General features: G+C 38.4%; 19 protein-coding genes, 2 tRNA genes and 2 pseudogenes. 20 read left to right on the plus strand and 3 right to left on the minus strand.

Annotated elements, in window-relative coordinates; all coding sequences use genetic code 11:
• Nucleotides 1–138: 138 nt before the first annotated feature.
• Together ACFINL_RS03335 and ACFINL_RS03340 are read right to left on the minus strand one after the other, a co-directional pair.
• On the minus strand, nt 139–339 hold the full coding sequence (locus ACFINL_RS03335; RefSeq protein ID WP_015856172.1) for an AlpA family transcriptional regulator: 201 nt from the start codon (nt 337–339) through the stop codon (nt 139–141).
• A 207-nt stretch (nt 340–546) separates the two neighbouring features.
• Nucleotides 547–1,713: a tyrosine-type recombinase/integrase gene (locus ACFINL_RS03340; protein WP_375650212.1), complete on the minus strand. Its 1,167-nt coding sequence runs from the start codon at nt 1,711–1,713 to the stop codon at nt 547–549.
• 631 nt (nt 1,714–2,344) lie between these two features.
• On the opposite strand from ACFINL_RS03340, the gene ACFINL_RS03345 reads away from it, so the two are divergent.
• Nucleotides 2,345–2,959, plus strand: a complete 615-nt coding sequence (locus ACFINL_RS03345; RefSeq protein WP_375611875.1) for a hypothetical protein — start codon at nt 2,345–2,347, stop codon at nt 2,957–2,959.
• Nucleotides 2,960–3,008: 49 nt separating this feature from the next.
• A pseudogene (locus ACFINL_RS03350) lies at nt 3,009–3,442 on the plus strand (XRE family transcriptional regulator).
• 34 nt (nt 3,443–3,476) lie between these two features.
• Here ACFINL_RS03350 and ACFINL_RS03355 read toward each other — a convergent pair.
• Nucleotides 3,477–3,552: transfer RNA gene (locus ACFINL_RS03355), tRNA-Val, on the minus strand.
• A gap of 173 nt (nt 3,553–3,725) precedes the next feature.
• Between ACFINL_RS03355 and ACFINL_RS03360 the strand changes: the two genes are divergently transcribed.
• The 18 genes and pseudogenes from ACFINL_RS03360 (at nt 3,726) to proS (ending at nt 22,820) form a co-directional block, all read left to right on the plus strand.
• Nucleotides 3,726–3,802 (plus strand) — tRNA-Asp (locus tag ACFINL_RS03360).
• A gap of 297 nt (nt 3,803–4,099) precedes the next feature.
• The gene (locus ACFINL_RS03365) at nt 4,100–4,465 is read left to right on the plus strand and encodes an NADH-quinone oxidoreductase subunit A (protein ID WP_005773599.1); all 366 of its coding nucleotides are present in this window, start codon (nt 4,100–4,102) and stop codon (nt 4,463–4,465) included.
• The gene (locus tag ACFINL_RS03370) at nt 4,456–5,037 is read left to right on the plus strand and encodes a NuoB/complex I 20 kDa subunit family protein (protein ID WP_375606831.1); all 582 of its coding nucleotides are present in this window, start codon (nt 4,456–4,458) and stop codon (nt 5,035–5,037) included. Before ACFINL_RS03365 ends, ACFINL_RS03370 begins: the two co-directional genes overlap by 10 nt.
• A gap of 14 nt (nt 5,038–5,051) precedes the next feature.
• Nucleotides 5,052–5,663 (plus strand): NADH-quinone oxidoreductase subunit C, encoded by a 612-nt coding sequence (locus tag ACFINL_RS03375; protein ID WP_375611876.1) that lies wholly within the window; start codon nt 5,052–5,054, stop codon nt 5,661–5,663.
• 120 nt (nt 5,664–5,783) lie between these two features.
• Nucleotides 5,784–6,974: an NADH-quinone oxidoreductase subunit D gene (locus ACFINL_RS03380; protein ID WP_375613457.1), complete on the plus strand. Its 1,191-nt coding sequence runs from the start codon at nt 5,784–5,786 to the stop codon at nt 6,972–6,974.
• Nucleotides 6,974–7,664: pseudogene (gene nuoE, locus ACFINL_RS03385) on the plus strand (NADH-quinone oxidoreductase subunit NuoE). Before ACFINL_RS03380 ends, nuoE begins: the two are co-directional and overlap by 1 nt.
• Before the next feature lie 129 nt (nt 7,665–7,793).
• Nucleotides 7,794–9,098, plus strand: a complete 1,305-nt coding sequence (gene nuoF / locus ACFINL_RS03390) for an NADH-quinone oxidoreductase subunit NuoF (RefSeq protein WP_375613456.1) — start codon at nt 7,794–7,796, stop codon at nt 9,096–9,098.
• A 68-nt stretch (nt 9,099–9,166) separates the two neighbouring features.
• On the plus strand, nt 9,167–11,236 hold the full coding sequence (gene nuoG / locus ACFINL_RS03395) for an NADH-quinone oxidoreductase subunit NuoG (protein ID WP_375613455.1): 2,070 nt from the start codon (nt 9,167–9,169) through the stop codon (nt 11,234–11,236).
• A gap of 21 nt (nt 11,237–11,257) precedes the next feature.
• Complete coding sequence (gene nuoH / locus ACFINL_RS03400; RefSeq protein ID WP_375632259.1) at nt 11,258–12,304, plus strand: NADH-quinone oxidoreductase subunit NuoH; 1,047 nt, start codon at nt 11,258–11,260, stop codon at nt 12,302–12,304.
• 14 nt (nt 12,305–12,318) lie between these two features.
• A complete protein-coding gene (gene nuoI / locus ACFINL_RS03405; protein ID WP_273723184.1) occupies nt 12,319–12,810 on the plus strand; it encodes an NADH-quinone oxidoreductase subunit NuoI in 492 nt (163 codons plus the stop codon).
• Between the two features lie 94 nt (nt 12,811–12,904).
• Nucleotides 12,905–13,525, plus strand: a complete 621-nt coding sequence (locus ACFINL_RS03410) for an NADH-quinone oxidoreductase subunit J (protein WP_375611880.1) — start codon at nt 12,905–12,907, stop codon at nt 13,523–13,525.
• Nucleotides 13,526–13,539: 14 nt separating this feature from the next.
• Nucleotides 13,540–13,848: an NADH-quinone oxidoreductase subunit NuoK gene (gene nuoK, locus ACFINL_RS03415; protein ID WP_273791275.1), complete on the plus strand. Its 309-nt coding sequence runs from the start codon at nt 13,540–13,542 to the stop codon at nt 13,846–13,848.
• Nucleotides 13,849–13,854: 6 nt separating this feature from the next.
• Entirely contained in the window at nt 13,855–15,819 is a 1,965-nt protein-coding gene (nuoL, locus tag ACFINL_RS03420; RefSeq protein WP_375638389.1) for an NADH-quinone oxidoreductase subunit L, read from the plus strand.
• Nucleotides 15,819–17,288 carry an NADH-quinone oxidoreductase subunit M gene (locus ACFINL_RS03425; protein ID WP_375611952.1) on the plus strand — a complete coding sequence of 490 codons (1,470 nt, stop codon included), beginning with the start codon at nt 15,819–15,821 and terminating at the stop codon, nt 17,286–17,288. The genes nuoL and ACFINL_RS03425 overlap by 1 nt, the downstream gene beginning before the upstream one ends.
• 17 nt (nt 17,289–17,305) lie before the next feature.
• A complete protein-coding gene (gene nuoN, locus ACFINL_RS03430) occupies nt 17,306–18,760 on the plus strand; it encodes an NADH-quinone oxidoreductase subunit NuoN (protein WP_375621227.1) in 1,455 nt (484 codons plus the stop codon).
• A complete protein-coding gene (locus tag ACFINL_RS03435; protein WP_375650219.1) occupies nt 18,760–19,569 on the plus strand; it encodes a biotin--[acetyl-CoA-carboxylase] ligase in 810 nt (269 codons plus the stop codon). Before nuoN ends, ACFINL_RS03435 begins: the two co-directional genes overlap by 1 nt.
• A 45-nt stretch (nt 19,570–19,614) precedes the next feature.
• Nucleotides 19,615–21,291 (plus strand): ribonuclease J, encoded by a 1,677-nt coding sequence (locus ACFINL_RS03440; RefSeq protein WP_375650226.1) that lies wholly within the window; start codon nt 19,615–19,617, stop codon nt 21,289–21,291.
• Between the two features lie 203 nt (nt 21,292–21,494).
• Nucleotides 21,495–22,820: a proline--tRNA ligase gene (proS, locus tag ACFINL_RS03445; RefSeq protein WP_375611884.1), complete on the plus strand. Its 1,326-nt coding sequence runs from the start codon at nt 21,495–21,497 to the stop codon at nt 22,818–22,820.
• Nucleotides 22,821–22,825 lie beyond the last annotated feature (5 nt).

The raw sequence follows: 22,825 nt of genomic DNA on the forward strand, positions 1-22,825 counted from the left end.
CTGTCATGCCTCAGCGAAGTGTTGAGAGACGCTTAAATAGCCCTTATTGTAAAAAGCATTCAGAACAACTTGAATGCAAACCTTAAGTCTTGCTTCAGCAGAGAAAGCCTTGTCCGTCCTTACGTGATAAGGTTTTTTTTATGCCGCGTCGTTATAACGTTGCTGTTTTGCTTGCTCGATGACATTCAAAAGATCCGATTGTAACCAACGGGATAAAAAGCCAAATTTTAAAGGTTTTGGGAGAGAGCCATTGGTTACATGACGGCGGAATGTTGAAACACTCATATGAAGCAATTTTGCACTTTCACGGTCAGTTAAAAGAATATCATTTTCTGTCATATTAAAATCCTTTCACTATAAAAATGGTAACAAATCATAACTATTTATTAACCACATTTTGGTTCATTTAGAAAGATGTTTTATTCATAGAAAACAATATTTTATTATACAATTTCTGATGTGATACGTGATGAATCTTATTGAGAAAGAATGAGAGACAAGAGAGCTAAAGTTATCCACAGATAATGGGGTTATTCACCCCATATTTTAGGTTTGACCCGTGACATAAGCCGCCCATTTATCCATATAGACACGGCGCTGTTCTAGATAGTCAGTACGACGATAGGAGCGCTCTACTTGTCCTCCGACTGTATGACTTAGAATAGTTTCAGCGACCTCATAGGGGGCATCGGTTGTTTCTGCTAGCCAATCGCGTAAACTAGAGCGAAAACCATGGGGGCAAGCTTCAATTTTATTTTTTCTCATATACGCCGCCATCATCGTATGTGAAAGAGGACCACGACCGGTAAGTGAAAAGATGAAATCACTTTTAGAGATACAGCGGGCTTGTTCAATTACTTTTATTGCTTCAGATGATAGGGGGACGCGAAACTCTGTTGTGACATCACGCTTGCCTTTCATATTTTCAGCAGGGATTGTCCAGATATCATCTTCAATCTGATCTTCACGAATATGACGCAAAGGGTTGGTACGAACGCCTGTCAGGATAAGCAGACGCAAAGCTAAATGTTTTATAGTTGTTGTTTTGCAGAGAAATTGGTAAAAAGCCGGCACATCTCTCCAATCCATGGCTGGTAAGCTTTGTTTTTTATGACGTTGTTTGCCTAAGAGAGCGCGTGCTTTTTCTACAGCTTGTAAATCAACATCTAACCCTAATGCAGCCGCATGTTTGAGACAAAGATTAAGACGCATTAGTGCTGTTCGAGCAGTTCCAGCTTTTGTATGCCAAATAGGGGCAAGGGTATCGCGTATCTCTGTTTGCGTAATCTCTGAAACGGGCAGACAGCCTAATTTAGGGAGAATATGGAGGCGTAAATGTAAAAACCAATTACAAGACTCACCATCATTCTTTAATTCAGCTTTACGGCTTTCAAAAGCATCTAGAGCAATATCTTTTAAATAATGGAGATTGCGCATTGCCTCACGCTTTTGTTTGTTGCGTTCTTTAATAGGGTCACGCCCCTCACGTAAAACAGCCCGCCACCTAGTTGCCAATTCACGGGCTTGTTTTAAAGAAACATCTCGCAACGCTCCCAAGCCCATTTCGCGGCGCCGACCATGAATGGTATAACGATAAAGCCATTGAGCACCACCATCTTTACGTTTGTGAAGAAGCAAGCCGGCACCATCATTATATTTACCAGCTCCCAATGTTGCGACAGCCCTTGCATTAAGACGATTCATAAGAACCATTTTTACTCCTTTCTTGTACAATTTTTACCCACACATCAACCCCGCTTGTGGTGTGCAAGTAAGTGGTTTTGATTGATTCAAGATAAACAGATTTGAAATGAGAGAATCCTACGTTATTCGAGGGTCTAATTCAATATGAACAGAGCTAGATTATCATTATAAATCAATATCTTGTATCTGTCATACAAGAAGGTGTTCACGGTATAGCCAACGAAAACACGACTATCAATCTCTATGGACCAGCCTTTAATGTTTTAGTTGCATCCGGTCTGTTAGGGTATGTGAGTGACGGCAAACAAATTATTATTGGCTTTGATGGGAATAGATATGACTTTGTAAGCAGAATTATTGGCGGTAATGGCTATACTTATGAGACAATACCTGCTGGCAGTAACTGGTGGAAAGAATGGTGGAGAGTGATCATGAATCCCATAAGTGCCCATACTTGTCTTGGAGATGCGAGCCAAGTATGTCGGTATGTTTATGGCTCATCCAATCGAGTACAAAATAAGAAAAAAATCTTGGTATTAGTTTTCAGGAAGATATTGTCGATTGTGATGACAACGATGCTGTTAAGCAGCGTATAGGATTGATCAATGGTTATTTGAAGTCAGTAGTGAAGGAAGGTTGGGTGGATATTACTGAAGGGAAGAGCCTTTTTGATTATTGTATAATAGAAAAATCTAATAGTGATCACGATACTGTCAGTGGTTTTGTAGATTATTGTTTACAAATTAAAGCAAATAACCTCTTTTTTTATTTACATGAGAGAAGTAAAGGGTTTCGTTGGTTTTTTTGTTTTAAAGTTCTTACAGAAGTTCGCAGGCATAGAAGCAAAAATGGAATAGTTTTTTTATTGGATGAGCCAGCAAATAATTTACGTATTCATCCACAGAGAAAAATATTAAGCTCCTTACAAACGTTATCGAGCATAAAAGGCAATAAAGTAATTTATTCGACGCATTCCCCTTATCTTATTAACGACGATAATTTGGATAATTTGTTTACCGTACGTAATGAAGCAAATGATTTTGAAGCGCCTCGAATTGTTTGTGAAAGATTTCTGGAATTAACTACATTTACTGAAGAAACTGTGAGGGCTGTTGAGCCTATTGTTCAAAAAACATGGATTACACACCTTGGAACAGGAGCTGATTGGATTATAAAAAAATTTAATGGAGTTGCTGCTAATGCAAAGAAGGTAAATCACATTGCTGATTGCGTGAAACATATTATTGGTGGATAATTTTCTCAGTTTATGCCGTAAAGCTTATACCCTTACGCGTTTTATTTAAATACTTACACCCTTTGGTAAAATTTTACGGAAACTTCGCATTGATCACTCCGAACACTTCTTAGATATGGCTAAGAAATTAGATATATCTGTAGGATTTTTATCTTCTGTCGAGATTAGCAAAAAATCTGTTCCTGTAGGACTGGAGGAAAAGATCATAGAGCTTTATGGTTTAGATCAAGAGGTAGCAGAAATTTTGAAAAGAGAATCGGATTCTTATTGTAAAAGTTTCACTATAAAGCCTTCTGATACATTTAGATGTGAAGCTGTTGGTATGTTTGCTAGACTGATAAACATTATTTCACAAGAAGATTTAGAACTATTAAAAAATTGTTAGAGAAAGCTGGCAAAAAGAATGCGCTTTGTAAAGGAAAGAGTAAAAACCATATTCCACTAACTTTATTTAGGCATCCCTTATCTTTTAAAAATATATGAAGAATCAAAAACTTAATAGGAATATAAAGCTATATGGTGGGCGATGAGAGACTCGAACTCCCGACATCCTCGGTGTAAACGAGGCGCTCTACCAGCTGAGCTAATCGCCCAATGCAATGATCAGCAATTGAATGGAGACTATTTAAGGAAGAATTTTTCTAAACGCAAGAATAAAGATGGGATTTGATAATTTTTTTTAAAAATGCATAATCCTTCTTGACATGAACGCATGAACCCCTTACACGACCGCTTGTACCAAATTAAATTGGTTCGAAAAAAATGCGCGGGTGTAGCTCAGTTGGTTAGAGTGCTGGCCTGTCACGCCGGAGGTCGCGGGTTCGAGCCCCGTCACTCGCGCCATTTTGTGATTCCTTATGAAATTTCCTTTTTAAAATATCCATATGCTATGAGTGATGTGGTGGAGTGTTTGATTGGGAATAAATATGTTTTTTCTTTCTTTTTATATGGTTTATAAGAATAGGGCTTGCGTCTTTCTTTGCTCTGCGTTACCTATGCCGATAAGAAAAGTATCGCTCTGTATGCCTTTGAAGCAGTATGAATAGAGTTAATAGAGCGATTGTTAAATTTGTCTGTTTGGTCTCGCAATATTGAATCATTGTGTTAAACTCAGGCGTTTCGTTACGATGGAAGAGGGTTATGGCTTATTTATTGAGCTCTTATTTGCCAGTCTTGATTTTCATTATTGTGTCAGCGGTTATTGCTGGGGTTTTGTTGATTACACCTTACATTGTAGCATATCGTTCCCCCGATCCTGAAAAATTATCGGCTTATGAATGTGGGTTTAATTCATTTAGTGATGCACGCATGAAGTTTGATATTCGTTTCTATTTGGTGTCAATTTTATTTATTATTTTTGATCTTGAAGTTGCATTTCTTTTTCCTTGGGCTGTTTCATTCGAATCAATAGGTATGTTTGGCTTTTGGTCGATGATTGTGTTTTTAGCGATTTTGACTATTGGATTTATATATGAATGGAAAAAAGGAGCCCTTGAATGGAATTAAGATCTAATAATTCAACGATTGAGGCTCCAAAACCAAAAGGAATCATTGATCCAAATACTGGTGGGCTGATAGGATCTGACGATAAGTTTTTTCGTGATATCAATGCTGAATTATCAGATAAGGGGTTTTTAGTTACCTCGGCAGATGCTTTGATTACTTGGGCACGTACCGGTTCTTTAATGTGGATGAGTTTTGGTTTGGCTTGTTGTGCTATCGAAATGATGCAATGCTCAATGCCTCATTATGATAATGAGCGTTTTGGATATGCACCACGAGCTTCACCCCGCCAGTCAGATGTGATGGTGGTGGCAGGTACTCTAACAAATAAGATGGCTCCTGCTTTAAGAAAAGTGTACGATCAGATGCCAGAGCCACGTTATGTGATTTCTATGGGATCATGTGCAAACGGTGGGGGATATTATCATTATTCCTATTCAGTAGTGCGGGGATGTGATCGTATCGTGCCTGTCGATATATATGTCCCAGGGTGTCCACCTACAGCAGAGGCATTATTATACGGCATATTGTTGCTACAGAAAAAAATCCGTCGTACCGGATCCATAGAGCGATAGAGAGTTTTCTTGTCATGGTGGATGAAACATTGGTTGAGCTTGCTGCTTATTTGGAAAACAAATTAAAAAATAAGCTTGAAGAGACTGTTCTTGCTTTTGGTGAATTGACCATTGTGGCACGTCTTGATGCAATTATCGATGTCTTAATGTTTGTTCGTGATGATCCTCGCTGTCAATTTATTAATCTTACAGACATTAGTGGTGTGGATTATCCTTTTCGCGATAAGCGCTTTGATGTTTCTTACCAATTGTTATCTCCTCGTGAGAATTTACGCTTACGTGTAAAAGTTCGTACGGATGAAAATACTCCTGTTGCTTCAGCTTGTACGGTTTATCCTGGCGCAGAGTGGTATGAACGTGAAACGTATGATATGTATGGGGTTTTATTTTCAGGACACCCGGATTTGAGACGGATTTTAACAGATTATGGGTTTGAAGGATATCCTTTACGCAAAGACTTTCCTGTGACAGGATTTGTTGAATGCCGTTATGATAATGAAGCAAAGAGGGTGATTTATGAGCCTGTTGTTTTGCGCCAAGAGATGCGTAATTTTGATTTTCTTTCTCCTTGGGAAGGAGGACAGTATACTTTGCCATGTGATGGGAAAGCAGATGAAAAAAAATAATATTGGTTTTGATAAGGCATTATATTAGGGTACTGTATTTCTTAAATAATTAAATATTTTTTAGCGTGATAGATTTTTTGATATTTGATATGAAGTTTTTTAAAAAGCAAGGGGTTGATTGTGGCTGAGGTCAATGTTCGAAACTTTAATATCAATTTTGGTCCGCAGCATCCTGCCGCGCATGGGGTTTTGCGCATGGTTCTGGAGCTGGACGGTGAAGTTGTTGAGCGTGTAGATCCACATATTGGGTTGTTGCATCGCGGTACTGAAAAATTAATGGAAACAAAGACTTATCTCCAAGCTGGTCCTTATCTAGATCGTTTGGATTATGTTGCTCCTATGAATCAGGAACATGCTTTTGTTCTTGCTATTGAAAAGTTATTAGATATAAAAGTTCCTAAAAGAGGGCAATTAATACGTGTTTTGTTTTCTGAAATTGGGCGTATTCTTAATCATTTGCTTAATGTAACGACACAGGCAATGGATGTTGGTGCTTTAACACCACCGCTTTGGGGATTTGAGCAACGTGAAAGATTGATGATTTTTTATGAGCGTGCCTGTGGTGCTCGTCTTCATGCAAATTATTTTCGTCCTGGTGGCGTGCATCAAGATTTACCAGAATCTTTAGTTGAGGATATTGGTGATTTTATTGATCCATTTCTTGTTTCTCTCGGAAAACTTGATGCGCTTGTGACCCCAAATCGGATTTTTAAGCAGCGTAATGTGGATATTGGCGTTGTAAGTATTGATGAAGCTTGGGCACGCGGTTTTTCTGGGGTTATGATTCGTGGAGCTGGTGTTCCATGGGATTTGCGTAAAAGTCAGCCTTATGAATGTTACGATGAAATGGAATTCGATATTCCTATAGGTAAAAATAGCGATTGTTATGATCGCTATCTTATTCGTATGGAAGAAATGCGTCAATCAGCGAAAATTATGCGCCAATGTGTGGAACGTTTACTGAGTACTGAAAAAAATGGACCAGTTTCGAGCTTGGATCGCAAAATTGTACCACCGACGCGGAGTGAAATGAAAAGCTCGATGGAAGCACTGATTCATCACTTTAAACTCTATACGGAAGGTTTTCATACACCTCCTGGAGAAGTATATGTTGCTGTGGAAGCTCCGAAGGGTGAGTTTGGTGTTTATCTTGTTTCTGATGGAACCAATAAGCCTTATCGTGTCAAGTTGCGTGCTCCTGGGTTTGCTCATCTCCAAGCTATGGATTTTTTAACCAGAGGTCATATGTTAGCAGATGCTACAGCTATTTTGGGTTCGATTGATATTGTTTTTGGGGAGGTTGATCGCTAATGTCCGTACGCCGTCTTGCAGATGATATCTATCAGCCCGCAGAGTTTTCTTTTACAAAAGAAAATCAAATATGGGTAAAAAATACTATAGAAAAGTATCCTGTCGGGCGTGAGCAATCAGCTGTCATTCCATTATTAATGCGTGCACAAGAGCAAGATGGTTGGGTGACACGTGCTGCAATTGAACATATCGCTCAAATTCTTTCTATGGCATATATCCGTGTCTTAGAAGTTGCTACTTTTTATACTCAGTTTCAGCTTAAGCCTGTTGGAACAAAAGCGCATATTCAAGTTTGTGGTACAACGCCTTGTATGTTACGTGGTTCTGATGAATTGATTAAAGTTTGTCAGAAAAAAATTCATCATGAACCTTTTGCGACCAATCAGGATGGAACCTTATCATGGGAAGAGGTGGAGTGTCTTGGTGCTTGTGTGAATGCTCCGATGGTTATGATTTTTAAAGATACTTATGAAGATCTTACAGCTGAACGCCTTGAAGAAATTATTGATGCATTTGAAGCAGGTAAGGGTTCTGAGATAGAGGTTGGTCCGCAAAATAGTCGTAAATCGTCGGAGCCAATTAGTGGTTTAACATCTCTTATTGATGATGAGAAAGAAAAAAAGATCTCTCAAGTCTTCACCAAAAAAGGATAAGGAAAGAATGGGGAACATAATTAAGTATTTTTCTTGAGAAAATATTTTATTATTCTACCCATGATGGCAACATTTAACGAAAAGTAAGAAATCTTGAAAAGATATTTAAAAATTGCATTTGAGGAAAAGCAGAAAATGCTATGGGTAATAGAAAAAAAGGTGGGGTATGCTAGCTGATAAAGATCGTATCTTCACCAATATTTATGGTTTAAAAGACAAATCATTAAAGGCTGCGATGTTGCGTGGGCATTGGAATGGTCTGAAAGAAATGATTGACAAAGGTCGTGATTGGATCATTGATGAAGTGAAGGCATCGGGTTTACGCGGTCGTGGTGGTGCTGGTTTTCCTACTGGAATGAAGTGGTCCTTTATGCCAAAGCAGAATGATGGGCGTCCTCATTATTTGGTTGTCAATGCCGATGAATCTGAACCTGGAACTTGTAAAGACCGTGATATTTTACGGCATGATCCCCATACTTTGATTGAAGGATGTGCAATCGCTACTTTTGCTATGGGAGCCAATGTTGCTTTTATTTATATTCGTGGTGAATATATTCGTGAACGTGAAGCGCTTCAAGCTGCGGTTGATGAATGCTATGATGCGGGTTTACTTGGCAAAAAAACGAAATATGGGCATGCTTGTGATATTGTTATTCATCATGGAGCGGGTGCTTATATTTGTGGTGAAGAAACAGCTCTTCTTGAAAGTCTTGAGGGAAAAAAGGGACAACCTCGGCTTAAACCACCATTTCCTGCCAATATGGGGATTTATGGCTGTCCAACAACAGTAAATAATGTAGAGTCTATTGCCGTTGTTCCAACGATTTTGCGGCGGGGTGCTTCGTGGTTTTCATCAATCGGACGAGCAAATAATGTTGGAACGAAATTATTTATGGTTTCAGGGCATGTTAATGCACCTTGTACATTTGAAGACGCTCTTGGTGTTTCATTCCGTGAATTAATTGAAAAACATACGGGTGGTGTTCGTGGTGGATGGAATAATCTTTTAGCAGTTATTCCAGGGGGGGCTTCTTGTCCAGTCGTTCGTGGTGAGGATATGATCGATGCGATCATGGATTTTGATGGGATGCGAGATGTCGGGTCTTCTTTTGGCACAGGGGGAATGATTGTTATGGATAAATCAACCGATATTATCAAGGCAATTTGGCGTATAGCTGCTTTTTTCAAGCACGAGAGTTGTGGTCAGTGTACACCGTGTCGTGAGGGGACGGGATGGATGATGCGTCTTTTAGGGCGTATGGTTGAGGGAAGAGCGCAAAAACGCGAGATTGATCTTTTGTTTGAAGTGTCTAAACAGGTTGAAGGACACACTATTTGTGCGCTTGGTGATGCTGCCGCATGGCCTGTACAGGGGTTGATACGTAATTTTCGTCCAGAAATCGAGCGTAGAATTGATGAATACACGCGAAATGTAGTCCAAAGCAAAAATATTGCTTTAGAAGCGGTTTAATAAAGGATTTTGTTTTAAGAACGACCGAATGCAAATTTTAAGTGGGTTATCCGCAGGTTGGATGGGTGATGATAAATATCAAAGTTGATGGCAAAGAGATTGAAGTTCCTGATTACTACACGTTGCTTCAGGCTGCTGAGGCGGCTGGGGCAGAAATTCCACGTTTTTGTTTTCATGAATCTTTGTCAATTGCTGGAAATTGTCGTATGTGTTTAGTTGAGGTTAAGGGTGGTCCACCAAAACCTCAGGCTTCTTGTGCTATGGGGGTTCGTGATTTACGATTAGGGCCTAACGGTGAGGCACCTGAGATTTTTACCAATACACCGATGGTAAAAAAAGCACGTGAAGGTGTTATGGAATTTCTTCTCATTAATCATCCTTTGGATTGTCCAGTGTGTGATCAAGGGGGAGAGTGTGATCTTCAAGATCAAGCAATGCTTTATGGACGAGATTGTTCTCGTTATACAGAAAATAAACGTGCTGTAGAAGATAAATATATTGGACCTCTTGTCAAAACTGTTATGACACGGTGTATTCATTGTACACGGTGTGTTCGTTTTACAACGGAAGTTGCAGGTATTTCTGAGCTTGGTTTGATCGGTCGTGGTGAAGATGCTGAAATTACGACGTATCTTGAAAAAGCTATGACATCTGAATTACAGGGAAATGTTATTGATCTTTGTCCAGTGGGAGCTCTAACTTCAAAACCTTATGCGTTTCATGCCCGTCCGTGGGAATTGGTAAAAACGGAATCGATTGATGTGATGGATGCGCTTGGTAGTGCTATCCGTATTGATAGCCGCGGCCGTGAAGTTATGCGGATTATGCCGCGTACGAATGAAGATGTAAATGAGGAATGGATCTCTGATAAAACGCGTTTTATTTGGGATGGATTACGGACTCAGCGGCTTGATAAGCCATATGTACGCAAAGATGGAAAGCTTCAACCTGTCAGTTGGACAGAAGCTTTTGCAAAAATTAAAATGGTAATCTCTAAAATTTTTCCAGAAAAAATTGGAGCCATTGCGGGGGATCTTGCTTCTGTTGAAGAAATGTATGCCCTTAAAGCATTATTGAGTTCTTTGGGCTCAACGCTTTTTGATTGTCGTCAAAGAGGAGGGGCTTTATCGCCAGAGTTTGGGCGCTCGAGTTATATTTTTAATCCTACAATTGTAGGTATTGAACAGGCTGATGCACTGCTTATTGTGGGATCTAATCCACGTCATGAAGCAGCTGTTTTAAATGCGCGTATTTTAAAGCGCCAACGGATGGGCAATTTTCCTATTGCATTAATTGGAGAGAAAGTCGATTTACGTTATCCTTATTCTTACCTTGGATCTGGGAGTGATACATTAACGACACTTATTCGTGGAGAGGATGTTTTTTTTAATGTCTTAAAAGAAGCGAAGAGGCCCCTTATTCTTATCGGAGAGGGAGCGGTTTCAGGAAGTGAAGGTTTATCTGTTTTAAAAAGTCTTGCTAAATTAGCTGATAATATAGGTGCTCTTAGTGAGACATGGAATGGGTTTGGGGTTCTTCATAATGCAGCTTCGATTGTTGGAGGGTTGGACATAGGCTTTACTTCTAAGCTTGGGGTTGCAAATATACTTAAAACCTGTGAAGTTCTATTTTTGCTTGGTGCTGATGAAGTAGAATTAGCCAATACAAAAGCTTTTACAGTTTATATTGGGAGCCATGGTGATAATGGTGCACATGCTGCTGACGTTATTTTGCCTGCATCTGCTTACACTGAAAAATCAGGGCTTTATGTGAATACAGAAGGACGTGTTCAAATGACAAATCGGGCTGGTTTTGCTCCAGGTGAAGCAAAAGAAGATTGGGCTATTTTGCGTGCTTTATCGGATATTTTAGGACAAAAGCTCCCTTTTGATTCTCTTTCTCAATTAAGGCAATGCTTGTTTAATGATTATCCACACCTTTGTGCTGTTGATGATATAGTGCCTTCTGATATAAGTGGTCTTAAGGCGCTTGGTTCAAAAATGGTTTCTCTCGAGAGTCAAGCATTTACTTCTATGGTTAAAGATTTTTATTTAACAAATCCGATAGCACGTGCTTCTGCTGTTATGGCTGAATGTTCATCTCTTGCAAAAAACCGTGCTACACAAACAGTAAAGTAAGGCAAAGGAAAAGGAATAATGATGTATGATTTCTTTATGACTTGGCTGTTGCCATTACTCATTATAATCGGAAAAACACTTCTTCTTTTGGTCGTTCTTTTGGTCTTAGTTGCTTATCTTCTTTATGCAGATAGAAAAATTTGGGCAGCGGTACAATTGCGTCGTGGACCAAACGTTGTTGGACCATGGGGTTTGTTACAGTCTTTTGCAGATTTAATTAAATTTGTTGTTAAGGAGCCTATTATCCCTGCAGGTGCAAATAAGGGTGTTTTTCTTTTGGCTCCTTTTGTTTCAGCGACACTTGCTTTATCAACTTGGGCTGTTATTCCTGTCAATGAGGGTTGGGAGATTGCAAAGATTAATGTTGGCTTGCTTTATATTTTAGCCATTTCATCTCTTGAAGTTTATGGTGTTATTATGGGGGGATGGGCATCAAATTCAAAATATCCTTTCTTAGGAGCTCTTCGTTCGGCGGCACAAATGGTTTCTTATGAAGTTTCCATTGGTTTTGTGCTTGTGACTGTCATTTTAATAAGTGGTTCGTTAGATCTCACAACAATTGTTTTTAAACAAACGCACGGGCTTGGTACAACTCTTGGTCTTCCTTTTAACAGTTTTCTCGATTGGAATTGGTTGGTCCTTTTTCCAATGTTTATTATATTTTTTATTTCTGCGCTTGCAGAGACAAATCGTCCTCCATTCGATTTGGTGGAAGCAGAATCCGAACTTGTTGCTGGTCATATGGTAGAATATTCTTCAACGCCTTACATGCTCTTCTTTCTAGGTGAATATGTTGCGATTGTTTTAATGTGCGCATTAACAACCATTCTATTTTTAGGCGGTTGGCTGCCTCCCTTAGATGTTTGGTGGCTTAATTGGGTTCCTGGTATCATTTGGTTTGTTTTAAAAGTCTGTTTTGTATTTTTTTGGTTTGCTATGGTTAAAGCATTTGTTCCACGTTATCGCTATGATCAGCTCATGCGGCTTGGTTGGAAGGTTTTTCTTCCTCTCTCACTAGCAATGGTTGTGATAACTGCTGCTTTTTTAAAGTTTACGGATTTCGTTTAAGAGGAGATTTTACGATGTCAGGTTTTATTCAGGCGGCAAAGTCACTTCTTCTATTGGAATTTGTGAGTGCTTTTTTCTTAGCTATGCGTCAATTTTTTTCACCAAAACCCACGATTAATTATCCTTATGAAAAAGGTTTTGTATCTCAGCGTTTTCGTGGTGAGCATGCATTGCGTCGCTATCCAAATGGTGAAGAACGGTGTATTGCTTGTAAATTATGTGAAGCGATTTGTCCTGCTCAAGCGATTACAATTGAAGCTGGTCCACGGCGCAATGATGGTACACGTAGAACTGTCCGTTATGATATAGACATGGTTAAATGTATCTACTGTGGTTTTTGTCAAGAAGCCTGTCCGGTTGAGGCTATTGTCGAAGGTCCAAATTTTGAGTTTGCGACGGAAACACGTGAAGAACTTTATTATGATAAAGAAAAACTTTTATTGAATGGAGATCGCTGGGAGCGAGAAATTGCTCGAAATATATTGATGGATGCGCCTTATCGTTAAGTGTATCGTTAAATGAGGTGTCGGATATTTTTCCGATAAATTGTAATCTGGTATGAAGTTTATACCAATTGTTTGAATAATTAAGGAGAAGCCTATGCTAACAGATCTAGCGGCGGCATTTTTCTATTTGTTTGCTTTTATTATGCTAACAAGTGCAGTTATTGTTATTACAGCACGCAATCCAGTGCATTCTGTTTTGTTTTTAATCCTCGCATTTTTTAATGCAGCAGCTTTGTTTTTACTTGCAGGAGCAGAGTTTTTAGGGCTTATTCTGCTTGTTGTGTATGTTGGAGCTGTCGCTGTTTTATTTTTATTTGTCGTTATGATGCTTGACGTTGATTTTGCTGAGTTAAAGAGTGGAACTCTTCGGTATGCTCCTATTGGAGCTCTTATTGGTGTTATTATCGCTGTAGAATTGATTGTTGTTTTTATGAGTAGCTATTTTTCTCCAGTCTTGAGAACGCATGTTACGCAACCAATGCCAGATTTAGCGCAGCGAACAAATACACAAGCATTAGGTGATATTCTCTATACGGATTATGTTTTCTATTTTCAAATTGCTGGAATGATTTTATTGGTTGCAATGATTGGAGCTATTGTTTTAACACTTCGTCATAAATTAGGAGTAAAGCGGCAATCTATTGCGGAGCAAGTTTCTAGAACGGTAGAAAGTGCCATTGAAATCAAACAAGTTGAATCAGGCAAAGGTATGTAAGGGGGGCTATGCAGATGTATATTGATATTACACATTATCTCACTGTTTCTGCTTTGATGTTTACAATTGGTATTGCTGGAATTTTTCTCAACAGAAAAAATGTGATTATTATCTTGATGTCCATTGAGCTTATATTGCTTTCAGTTAATCTCAATTTTGTTGCATTTTCAGCATTTCTTCATGATCTCGTTGGTCAGGTATTCGCTTTATTTGTCTTAACCGTAGCAGCTGCTGAAGCTGCCATTGGTTTAGCAATTCTGGTCGTTTTTTTCCGTAATCGTGGTTCCATTGCGGTTGAAGATGTTAATGTAATGAAAGGCTAACCAGTGATGTATTATACGATTGTCTTTCTTCCGCTTTTGGGTTTTTTAATTGCTGCACTAGGTGGAAAAACGATAGGAGATCGTGCGAGTGAATTGATAACATGTAGCTTTATGGTTGTTGTTGCCATATTATCGTGGATAGCATTTTTCAGTACTGCACTTGGTCATATTCCAGCGATTGATGTATTGGTATTACATTGGATGACTGTTGGTGACTTAAGCTTTAATTGGGCTTTACATGTTGATGCATTAACAGCTGTCATGCTTATTGTTGTGAATAGTGTTTCGGCATTAGTGCATATTTATTCAATTGGTTATATGCACCATGACCCTTCAAGGTCTCGTTTTTTTTCTTATCTTTCTTTGTTTACATTTATGATGCTTATGTTGGTCACATCCAATAATTTGATTCAGATGTTTTTTGGATGGGAAGGTGTCGGACTTGCTTCTTATTTACTCATTGGTTTTTGGTTTCAGCGCGATTCTGCTAATAAGGCCGCAATGAAAGCTTTTGTAGTTAACCGTGTTGGAGACTTTGGTTTTCTCTTAGGAATCTTTAGTATTTTTGTTTTGTTCCAATCGGTTGATTTTGCCTCTATTTTTGCAAAAGCTGCCGACAAGAGCTTTATACAAAATATGACATTTTTAGATTGGCAATTTGATGGGCAGACGGCAATTACCATTACATGTCTTTTATTATTTATTGGTGCGATGGGAAAATCCGCACAATTTCTTTTACATACTTGGCTGCCTGATGCAATGGAAGGGCCAACCCCTGTATCAGCGCTTATTCATGCCGCTACAATGGTAACGGCTGGTGTTTTTATGATTGCGCGTATGTCGCCAATTTTTGAACTTTCTTCAACTGCTTTGACCGTGATTATTATTGTTGGTGCAACAACAGCGTTTTTTGCAGCAACTGTGGGGTTGGTGCAGAATGATATTAAGCGTGTTATTGCTTATTCTACATGCTCTCAACTTGGTTATATGTTTGTGGCATTAGGTGTTGGAGCTTATGGCGCTGCTGTCTTTCATCTTTTTACGCATGCTTTTTTTAAAGCCTTATTGTTTCTTGGTGCAGGTTCTGTGATTCATTCTGTGTCTGATGAACAAGATATGCGAAAAATGGGTGGGTTACGCAAACATATAAAGATCACCTATTGGATGATGATGGTCGGGACCATTGCCTTGACCGGAGTTGGAATTCCAGGAACACTTTTCGGGACTGCAGGTTTCTTCTCAAAAGATGCGATTATAGAGTCTGCTTTTGCATCTCATAATATTGCTTCAGGATATGCTTTTTATCTTCTTGTTTTTGCTGCCTTTTTAACAAGTTTCTATTCATGGCGACTTATCTTTATGACATTCCATGGTAAACCACGGGCAACAGTTGATGTGATGCATCATGTTCATGAATCGCCTCCAGTTATGTTGATTCCACTCTTTCTTTTATCTATTGGAGCAATATTTTCTGGTGTCGTTTTCCAACCTTACTTTTTTGGTGATTTGTATAATGCTTTTTGGAAGGGAGCATTGTTTACAAGCAGCCATAATCATATTCTTCATGATGCTCACCATGTTTTTAATTGGGTAAAATGGTCGCCTTTTATAGCAATGATTCTTGGGTTTATGTTGGCTTATTTATTTTATATTGTGGCTCCCTCTCTTCCCAAGAAAATGGCGCGTATTATGCCAGGAGTGTATCACTTTCTTTACCAAAAGTGGTATTTCGATCAATTATATAACTTTTTATTTGTTCGTCCTACCTTTAGAATTGGTTCTTTTCTTTGGAAAGTGGGAGACGGTAAGATTATTGATGGTCTAGGTCCCAATGGTATTGCAGCGCGTGTTGTTGATATTACAAATAGAGTTGTTCGAATGCAAACAGGCTATCTTTACCACTATGCATTTGCAATGCTTATCGGCGTTGCATTGCTCATTACATGGATGATGATCGGGGGCGTAAACTAATGACCGATTGGCCTATTCTTTCTACGGTTACATTTTTGCCGCTTGTTGGTGTTCTTCTGATTTTGTTTATCAAAGATGATAGTGAAGTAGCACGCCATAATATACGTAATGTCGCATTTTTTACGACTCTATTTGTTTTTATTATTTCTTTAATTATTTGGATAGGATTTGATTCTAGCAACCAAAATTTTCAAATGGTTGAAAAATCCAGTTGGTTAGGGGGTGGTATTAGCTATCATATGGGGGTCGATGGTATTTCTATTCTTTTTGTTGTTCTCTCGGCTTTTCTTTTGCCTTTCTGTATTTTAGCAAGTTGGGAGAATGTTAAAGAGAGATTAAAAGCCTATATGATTGCGTTTCTTCTTCTAGAAGTTGCGATTATTGGTGTTTTTTGTGCTCTTGATGCAATGCTATTCTATGTTTTTTTTGAAGGCAGCCTCATTCCAATGTTTATCATTATAGGTGTATGGGGAGGAGCACGTCGTGTTTATGCAAGTATAAAGTTTTTCTTATATACTTTACTTGGTTCAGTGCTTATGCTGGTTGCTCTTATGGTTATGTATTGGGAGGCTGGGACACTTGATATACCAACTTTACTCAATTATCAGTTTCCTGCTCATATGCAAATATGGCTATGGCTTGCATTTTTTGCTTCTTTCGCAGTTAAAATGCCAATGTGGCCAGTTCATACATGGCTCCCTGATGCTCACGTAGAAGCACCGACAGCGGGTTCTGTTATTTTAGCTGGTGTCTTACTTAAATTAGGTGGGTATGGTTTTCTTCGTTTTTCTTTGCCTATGTTTCCTATCGCTTCAGCAGATTTTGCGCCTTTTGTTTTCACATTATCGCTTATCGCTATTATTTATACATCACTGGTTGCACTTGTTCAAAGTGACATCAAAAAACTTATTGCATATTCCTCAATAGCGCATATGGGATATGTAACGATGGGTATTTTTGCTGCGAATGAACAGGGGATACAAGGGGCTATTTATCAGATGCTATCCCATGGAATTGTTTCAGCAGCATTGTTTCTTTGTGTTGGGGTTATCTATGATCGCTTGCATACACGTGAAATTTCAGCGTTTGGTGGTTTAGTGAATAATATGCCTAAATATGCTGTTGTTTTCTTAATTTTCACCATGGCAAATGTTGGTTTGCCTGGAAGCTCAGGATTTTTGGGTGAATTTTTAACCTTAATAGGTGTTTTTCAAGTAAATAAATTGGTTGTTGTTTTAGCAACAACAGGTGTTATCTTATCGGCAGCCTATGCCCTTTATCTTTATCGGCGTGTGGTTTTTGGTTCCTTGGATAAAGAGAATTTAAAAGTATTAATAGATCTTTCTTTAAGAGAAAAATTCCTCCTTTATCCATTGGTTATTCTTACAATATTCTTTGGTATCTATCCAACGCCTATTCTTAAGGCAACGGCGTTTTCCGTAGAAACCCTCATCAATAAACTGCACTAGATAAGGGAAGAATGCACATGCAAACTGAAATAATAGCGCAATTAGTCTTAATTCTTCCAGAGCTTTTAATTGCATTAGGAGCTGTCGTGCTGCTTATGATTGGTGTTTATTCCAATACACGTGCTTCTTTAACAGTGACAGGTTTAGCCATAGCAATTCTTGTGGCAACCATTATTATTCTTATAATTTTTCCGAAAAATGGTTCATTTCAAACCAATGCGCTCGTTATCGATTCCTTTAGTCGTTATATGAAAATTTTAATGCTTATTGGTGCACTCTTTTCTCTTATCATGTCTGTTGGTTTTGCCAATGCACAAAAGTTTAATATATTTGAGTTTCCAGTACTTGTTCTTTTAGCAACCCTTGGAATGATGTTTATGATTTCAGCGGGTAATATGCTGTCGCTTTATATGGGGTTAGAGCTGCAATCTTTAGCTTTATATGTTTTAGCAGCGATTAATCGTAATAATGTAAAATCTTCTGAAGCCGGTATAAAATACTTTGTTTTAGGAGCATTATCTTCAGGTTTGCTTCTTTATGGTATTTCTTTGCTTTATGGTTTTACCGGTCAAATTGGTTTTCACGAAATTGCTCTTGCTTTAAAAGGCAAAAATGTACAATTGGGGGTCATTTTTGGAATTGTCTTTATTTTAGCTGGTTTGGCTTTCAAAATTTCTGCTGTTCCGTTTCATATGTGGACACCTGATGTTTATGAAGGAGCGCCCACACCGATTACAGCATTTTTTGCTGGTGCCCCTAAAGTTGCTGCAATGGCTTTAATCATCCGTATTATTGTGGTGACCTTTATTCCCCTAGGGCGTGTTGATAACGTGATGCCTGCATGGCAACAAATTTTGGTGTTCATGGCGATTGCATCAATGATACTGGGTGCTTTTGCTGCAATCGGTCAGAATAATATTAAGCGCTTAATGGCTTATTCGTCGATCAGTCATATGGGTTATGCACTTGTTGGTTTATCTGCTGGAGATATGCTTGGGATAAAAAGCGTTATCCTTTATATGACTATTTATCTTGGAATGACGCTTGGTTCATTTGCCTTTATTCTTGGAATGCGCTCTCAGAATGGAAATGTTGAAAATATTTATGATCTTTCAGGGTTAGCAAAGACGAATCCGTTTATGGCTGTTGTGATGACAATACAGCTTTTCTCTTTAGCCAGTATACCACCTATGGCTGGTTTTTTTGGAAAGTGGTATACCTTTTCTGCTGCTGTCCACGCTGGACTTACGCCACTTGCTGTCGTTGGGATGATAGCGTCTGTCGTTGGGGCTTTTTACTATTTGCGAGTCATTAAAATTATGTGGTTTGATGATGCACAAGCGCATTTTGTTGCTTTATCGAAAGAGCTTCAATTTTGTCTTGGTCTTTCTGTATTCTTTATTTTATTTTACGCGCTTTTTGGAGTTTGGTTCGCTGAGCTAGCAGAAAAAGCAGCAACAGCATTGTTTTAATGAATATGGTTTATACTTTATCAGATTTTGCACAAAAACAGGGATACACTGTTGAAGCGTACGATAGTGTTGATTCAACAAATCTCATTGCGCAACGAAAAGCGCAAACTGGTCATCAAGGTAATCTTTGGATTGTTGCACAAGAACAATCACAGGGAAGAGCAAGAAGAGGGAGGACTTGGTCTAGTCCAAAAGGGAACCTTTATTCTAGTCTTTTATTAATTGATGATATTGTTCATCAAACTGCGGCTCAACTTGGTTTTGTTGCTGGAGTAAGTGTGGCAGAGGCAATAAAACAATTGATAAAAGAGGAAAAGCAGACAAACAATATTGTGAGCTTAAAATGGCCAAACGATATTTTGCTCAGAGGAGAAAAAAGCTCTGGAGTTTTGCTTGAGATTTTAAAATTGTCATCACAACAATATGCCTTGGTTATTGGTATTGGAATAAATGTGAAATATAATTATGAAGATGCGCCCTATTCCACTTCAAGCTTAAAGAATATCGGGTTGCGTATTGATGCAGAACAATTATTTACGGTTTTGACGGAGTGTTTTTCTAAAAATTACCTTCTTTGGAAACAACCAAAAGGATGTGAAATAATCCGAAAAAAATGGCTTTTATATTCCGCTCATCTTGGGAAACATGTCAAAGTGGTGAATGATGAAAAAGTCATTGAGGGTATTTTTGATGGTCTTGATAGTGATTTTAACTGCATCATAAAGCAAAAAGACGGTCAGACAGCCATTATAACAGCTGGGGATGTTCATTTTGGTTTGGCTGATTTTGTTAATGCAGGCCGTTATTGAAAAATTATTTTATCATCAGATACCTTAATGATTTGGGAGATGTTTATGGTTGCAGCCAATAGATGTGAATTTGTTTTTTTACCTCTGGGAGGTGTAGGTGAAATAGGGATGAATTTAGCTGCTTACGGATTTGGTCCCCAATATCTTCGTGAATGGCTGCTGGTTGATATGGGGATTAGTTTTGCTGGTTCTGAATTACCAGGTGTCGATCTTGTTTTGCCTGATATTCGTTTTCTAGAAAGTGAAAAACACAATATACGGGGTCTTGTTTTAACACATGCACATGAAGATCATTATGGGGCCGTTCTTGATTTATGTCCAAAGTTACAAGTGCCGATTTACTGTACGCCTTTTACGGCAGGATTATTAGAAAGTAAAAGGCAAGCAGATTTTGAATCTCAAAAAATTTTACTCAATATTTTTCAAGCTGGTGATTGTTTTCAGGTAGGTTCCTTTGCTGTAGAGGCTATAGCCGTTAACCATTCAATACCAGAATCTGTATCTTTAGCAATTACAACCTCTTTGGGGACTGTGATTCATACTGGTGATTGGAAAATTGATCATACCCCTTCACTCGGGGCTGTAACCGATGAAAAAAGATTTCGTGCTTTAGGCAAAAAAGGTGTTTTAGCATTACTTTGTGATTCCACAAATGCATGTCGGGATGGTATCTCTCCTTCAGAACAGCAAGTTCAAGCCAGTCTTTCAGAGATTATTTCTAAAGCTGAAGGGCGCGTTGCGATAGCAACTTTTTCTTCTAATATTGGTCGGATACGTTCTATTGCTCTTGCAGCTGAAGCTGCTGGACGTAAGGTGCTTGTCATTGGGCGTTCCCTTAAGCGAAGTATTATGGTTGCACAAGAGCTTGGTTATATGAATGGTTTAGCACCATTTGTAACGGAAGATGATTATGGGTACATCTCGCGAAAAGATCTTGTTTTAATTGTCACAGGGAGCCAAGGTGAGCCATGTGCTGCTTTGGCTAAACTGTCACGTGATGGAATGAAAAATATTGCACTTTCCGCTGGTGATACCGTTATTTATTCATCACGAAGTATTCCAGGAAACGAAAAAGCGATTATTGAGGTACAAAATCGTTTCATTGATTTGGGTATTAAAATTATTACGAATGAAGATGCACTTGTTCATGTTTCAGGTCATCCCCGTCGTTCAGAACTTTTACAGATGTATGATTGGATAAAGCCACAAATACTTGTCCCTGTACATGGGGAAGCAATGCATCTTAAGGCTCAGGCAACTTTAGCACGTCAAGCGGGTATTAAAACTGTTATGGATATCAGAAATGGCTATATGTTACGTCTTGCACCAGAGCCTGTAGAAGTTATTGATCAAGTTCCTGTTGGCCGCATCTATAAGGATGGTTGCTTAATTGGAGATGAAGATGAATTAGGGATTCGTGAACGCCGTAAACTAAGTTATGCTGGTCATGTTACTATTTCTCTCCATATAAATAGTAAGCATGAATTATTAGGGGATATAGGTCTAACAACATTCGGGTTACCTGAAAGTAATGGAAAGGGGGAAAGTTTAAAAGATATTCTTTTAGATATCGTAGAAAATACAGTTTATAATATCCCACGCATGAAACAGAAAAATAATGAACTTATTCGAGAGGCAACACGACGTGCAGTAAGAGCGGCTGTTCATGAAATTTGGCAAAAAAAACCTATCTGTACAGTTTTTTTACATCGGTCAAAATAAAAGAACTTTCCTATTACGTTATTTAAAAAGAGAAGAGCATTTTTATTTTATTGCTAAATAAGAAAAATAGAGAATAAAGCACAATAAATTTTTAAATGATAAGATCGTTATATTTGCAAGTATTCAGAATGCGGCTATAGATGAATAGAGGGTGTGATAAATTGTTCCGATATGATAGATCTGATTAGGAGTTAATTATTTCAATGCGTCTTTCTCAATATTTCCTTCCACTTTTAAAAGAGAATCCTAAAGAAGCAGAAATTGTTTCTCATCGCTTCATGTTGCGCGCTGGAATGATTCGACAACAAACATCAGGGATTTATTCTTGGCTTCCTTTGGGAAAAAAAGTGCTTGATAAAGTTTGTAAAATTATTCGTGAAGAGCAAGAACGTGCGGGTGCAATAGAAATATTGATGCCTACAATTCAGTCTGCTGATCTTTGGCGTGAAAGCGGTCGTTATGATGATTATGGTTTGGAAATGCTCCGCATTAAAGATCGTCAAAAGCGTGATTTACTTTACGGTCCAACCAATGAAGAGATGGTAACAGATATTTTTCGCTCTTATGTTCGTTCTTATAAAGATCTTCCGCTTAATTTATACCATATTCAATGGAAATTTCGTGATGAAATTCGTCCACGTTTTGGTGTGATGCGAGCACGAGAATTTTTAATGAAAGATGCTTATTCTTTTGATCTTGATTATGAAGGCTCTGAAACATCTTATAATCGTATGTTTGTTGCTTATTTACGCACTTTTTCTCGCCTTGGCTTAAAAGCAATTCCTATGCGTGCAGATACAGGTCCAATAGGGGGGGAACTCAGTCATGAATTTATCATTTTGGCTGAAACAGGAGAGAGTGCTATCTTCTGTGATAAACAATTTCTTGAACTTACCATTCCTGATAGTTCAATCGATTTTAGTGATAAAGCTGTTTTAGATGATATTGTTAAGCAATGGACATCTTTTTATGCAGCAACGGAAGAAATGCATAATGAAGAGGAGTGGGCTAAAGTTTCTGATCATAATCGTCTTTCAGCGCGTGGTATTGAAGTAGGGCATATTTTCCACTTTGGTACTAAATATTCTGCTCCAATGGGAGCAAAAGTTATGGGACAAGATGGAAAAGAGCATGTGGTCTCTATGGGATCTTATGGTATTGGGCCTTCGCGTCTTGTTGCGGCCGCTATTGAGGCTTCTCATGATGAAAATGGTATTATTTGGCCAAAGTCGATGGCACCGTTTGATTTTGGGATTATCAATATGAAGCCCGATGATGAAAAATGCACACAGGCATGTGAGTTTCTCTATCAGGGATTAAAGAAGGTTGGTTTTGATCCGTTATTAGATGATAGAAATGAACGCCCTGGATCAAAATTTGCAACAATGGATTTGATTGGTTTGCCAACGCAAATCATTGTTGGTCCTAACAGCATTGCACAAAATGAAGTTGAAATTAAAGATCGAAAAACAGGAATAAAAAAATCTCTAAAGGTTGAAGATGTGCTCAGCCAACTTTCTATAATTTAATAGGA

Origin of the sequence: Bartonella sp. AA78NXGY, assembly GCF_042197005.1 — a bacterium.
Classification (GTDB): domain Bacteria; phylum Pseudomonadota; class Alphaproteobacteria; order Rhizobiales; family Rhizobiaceae; genus Bartonella.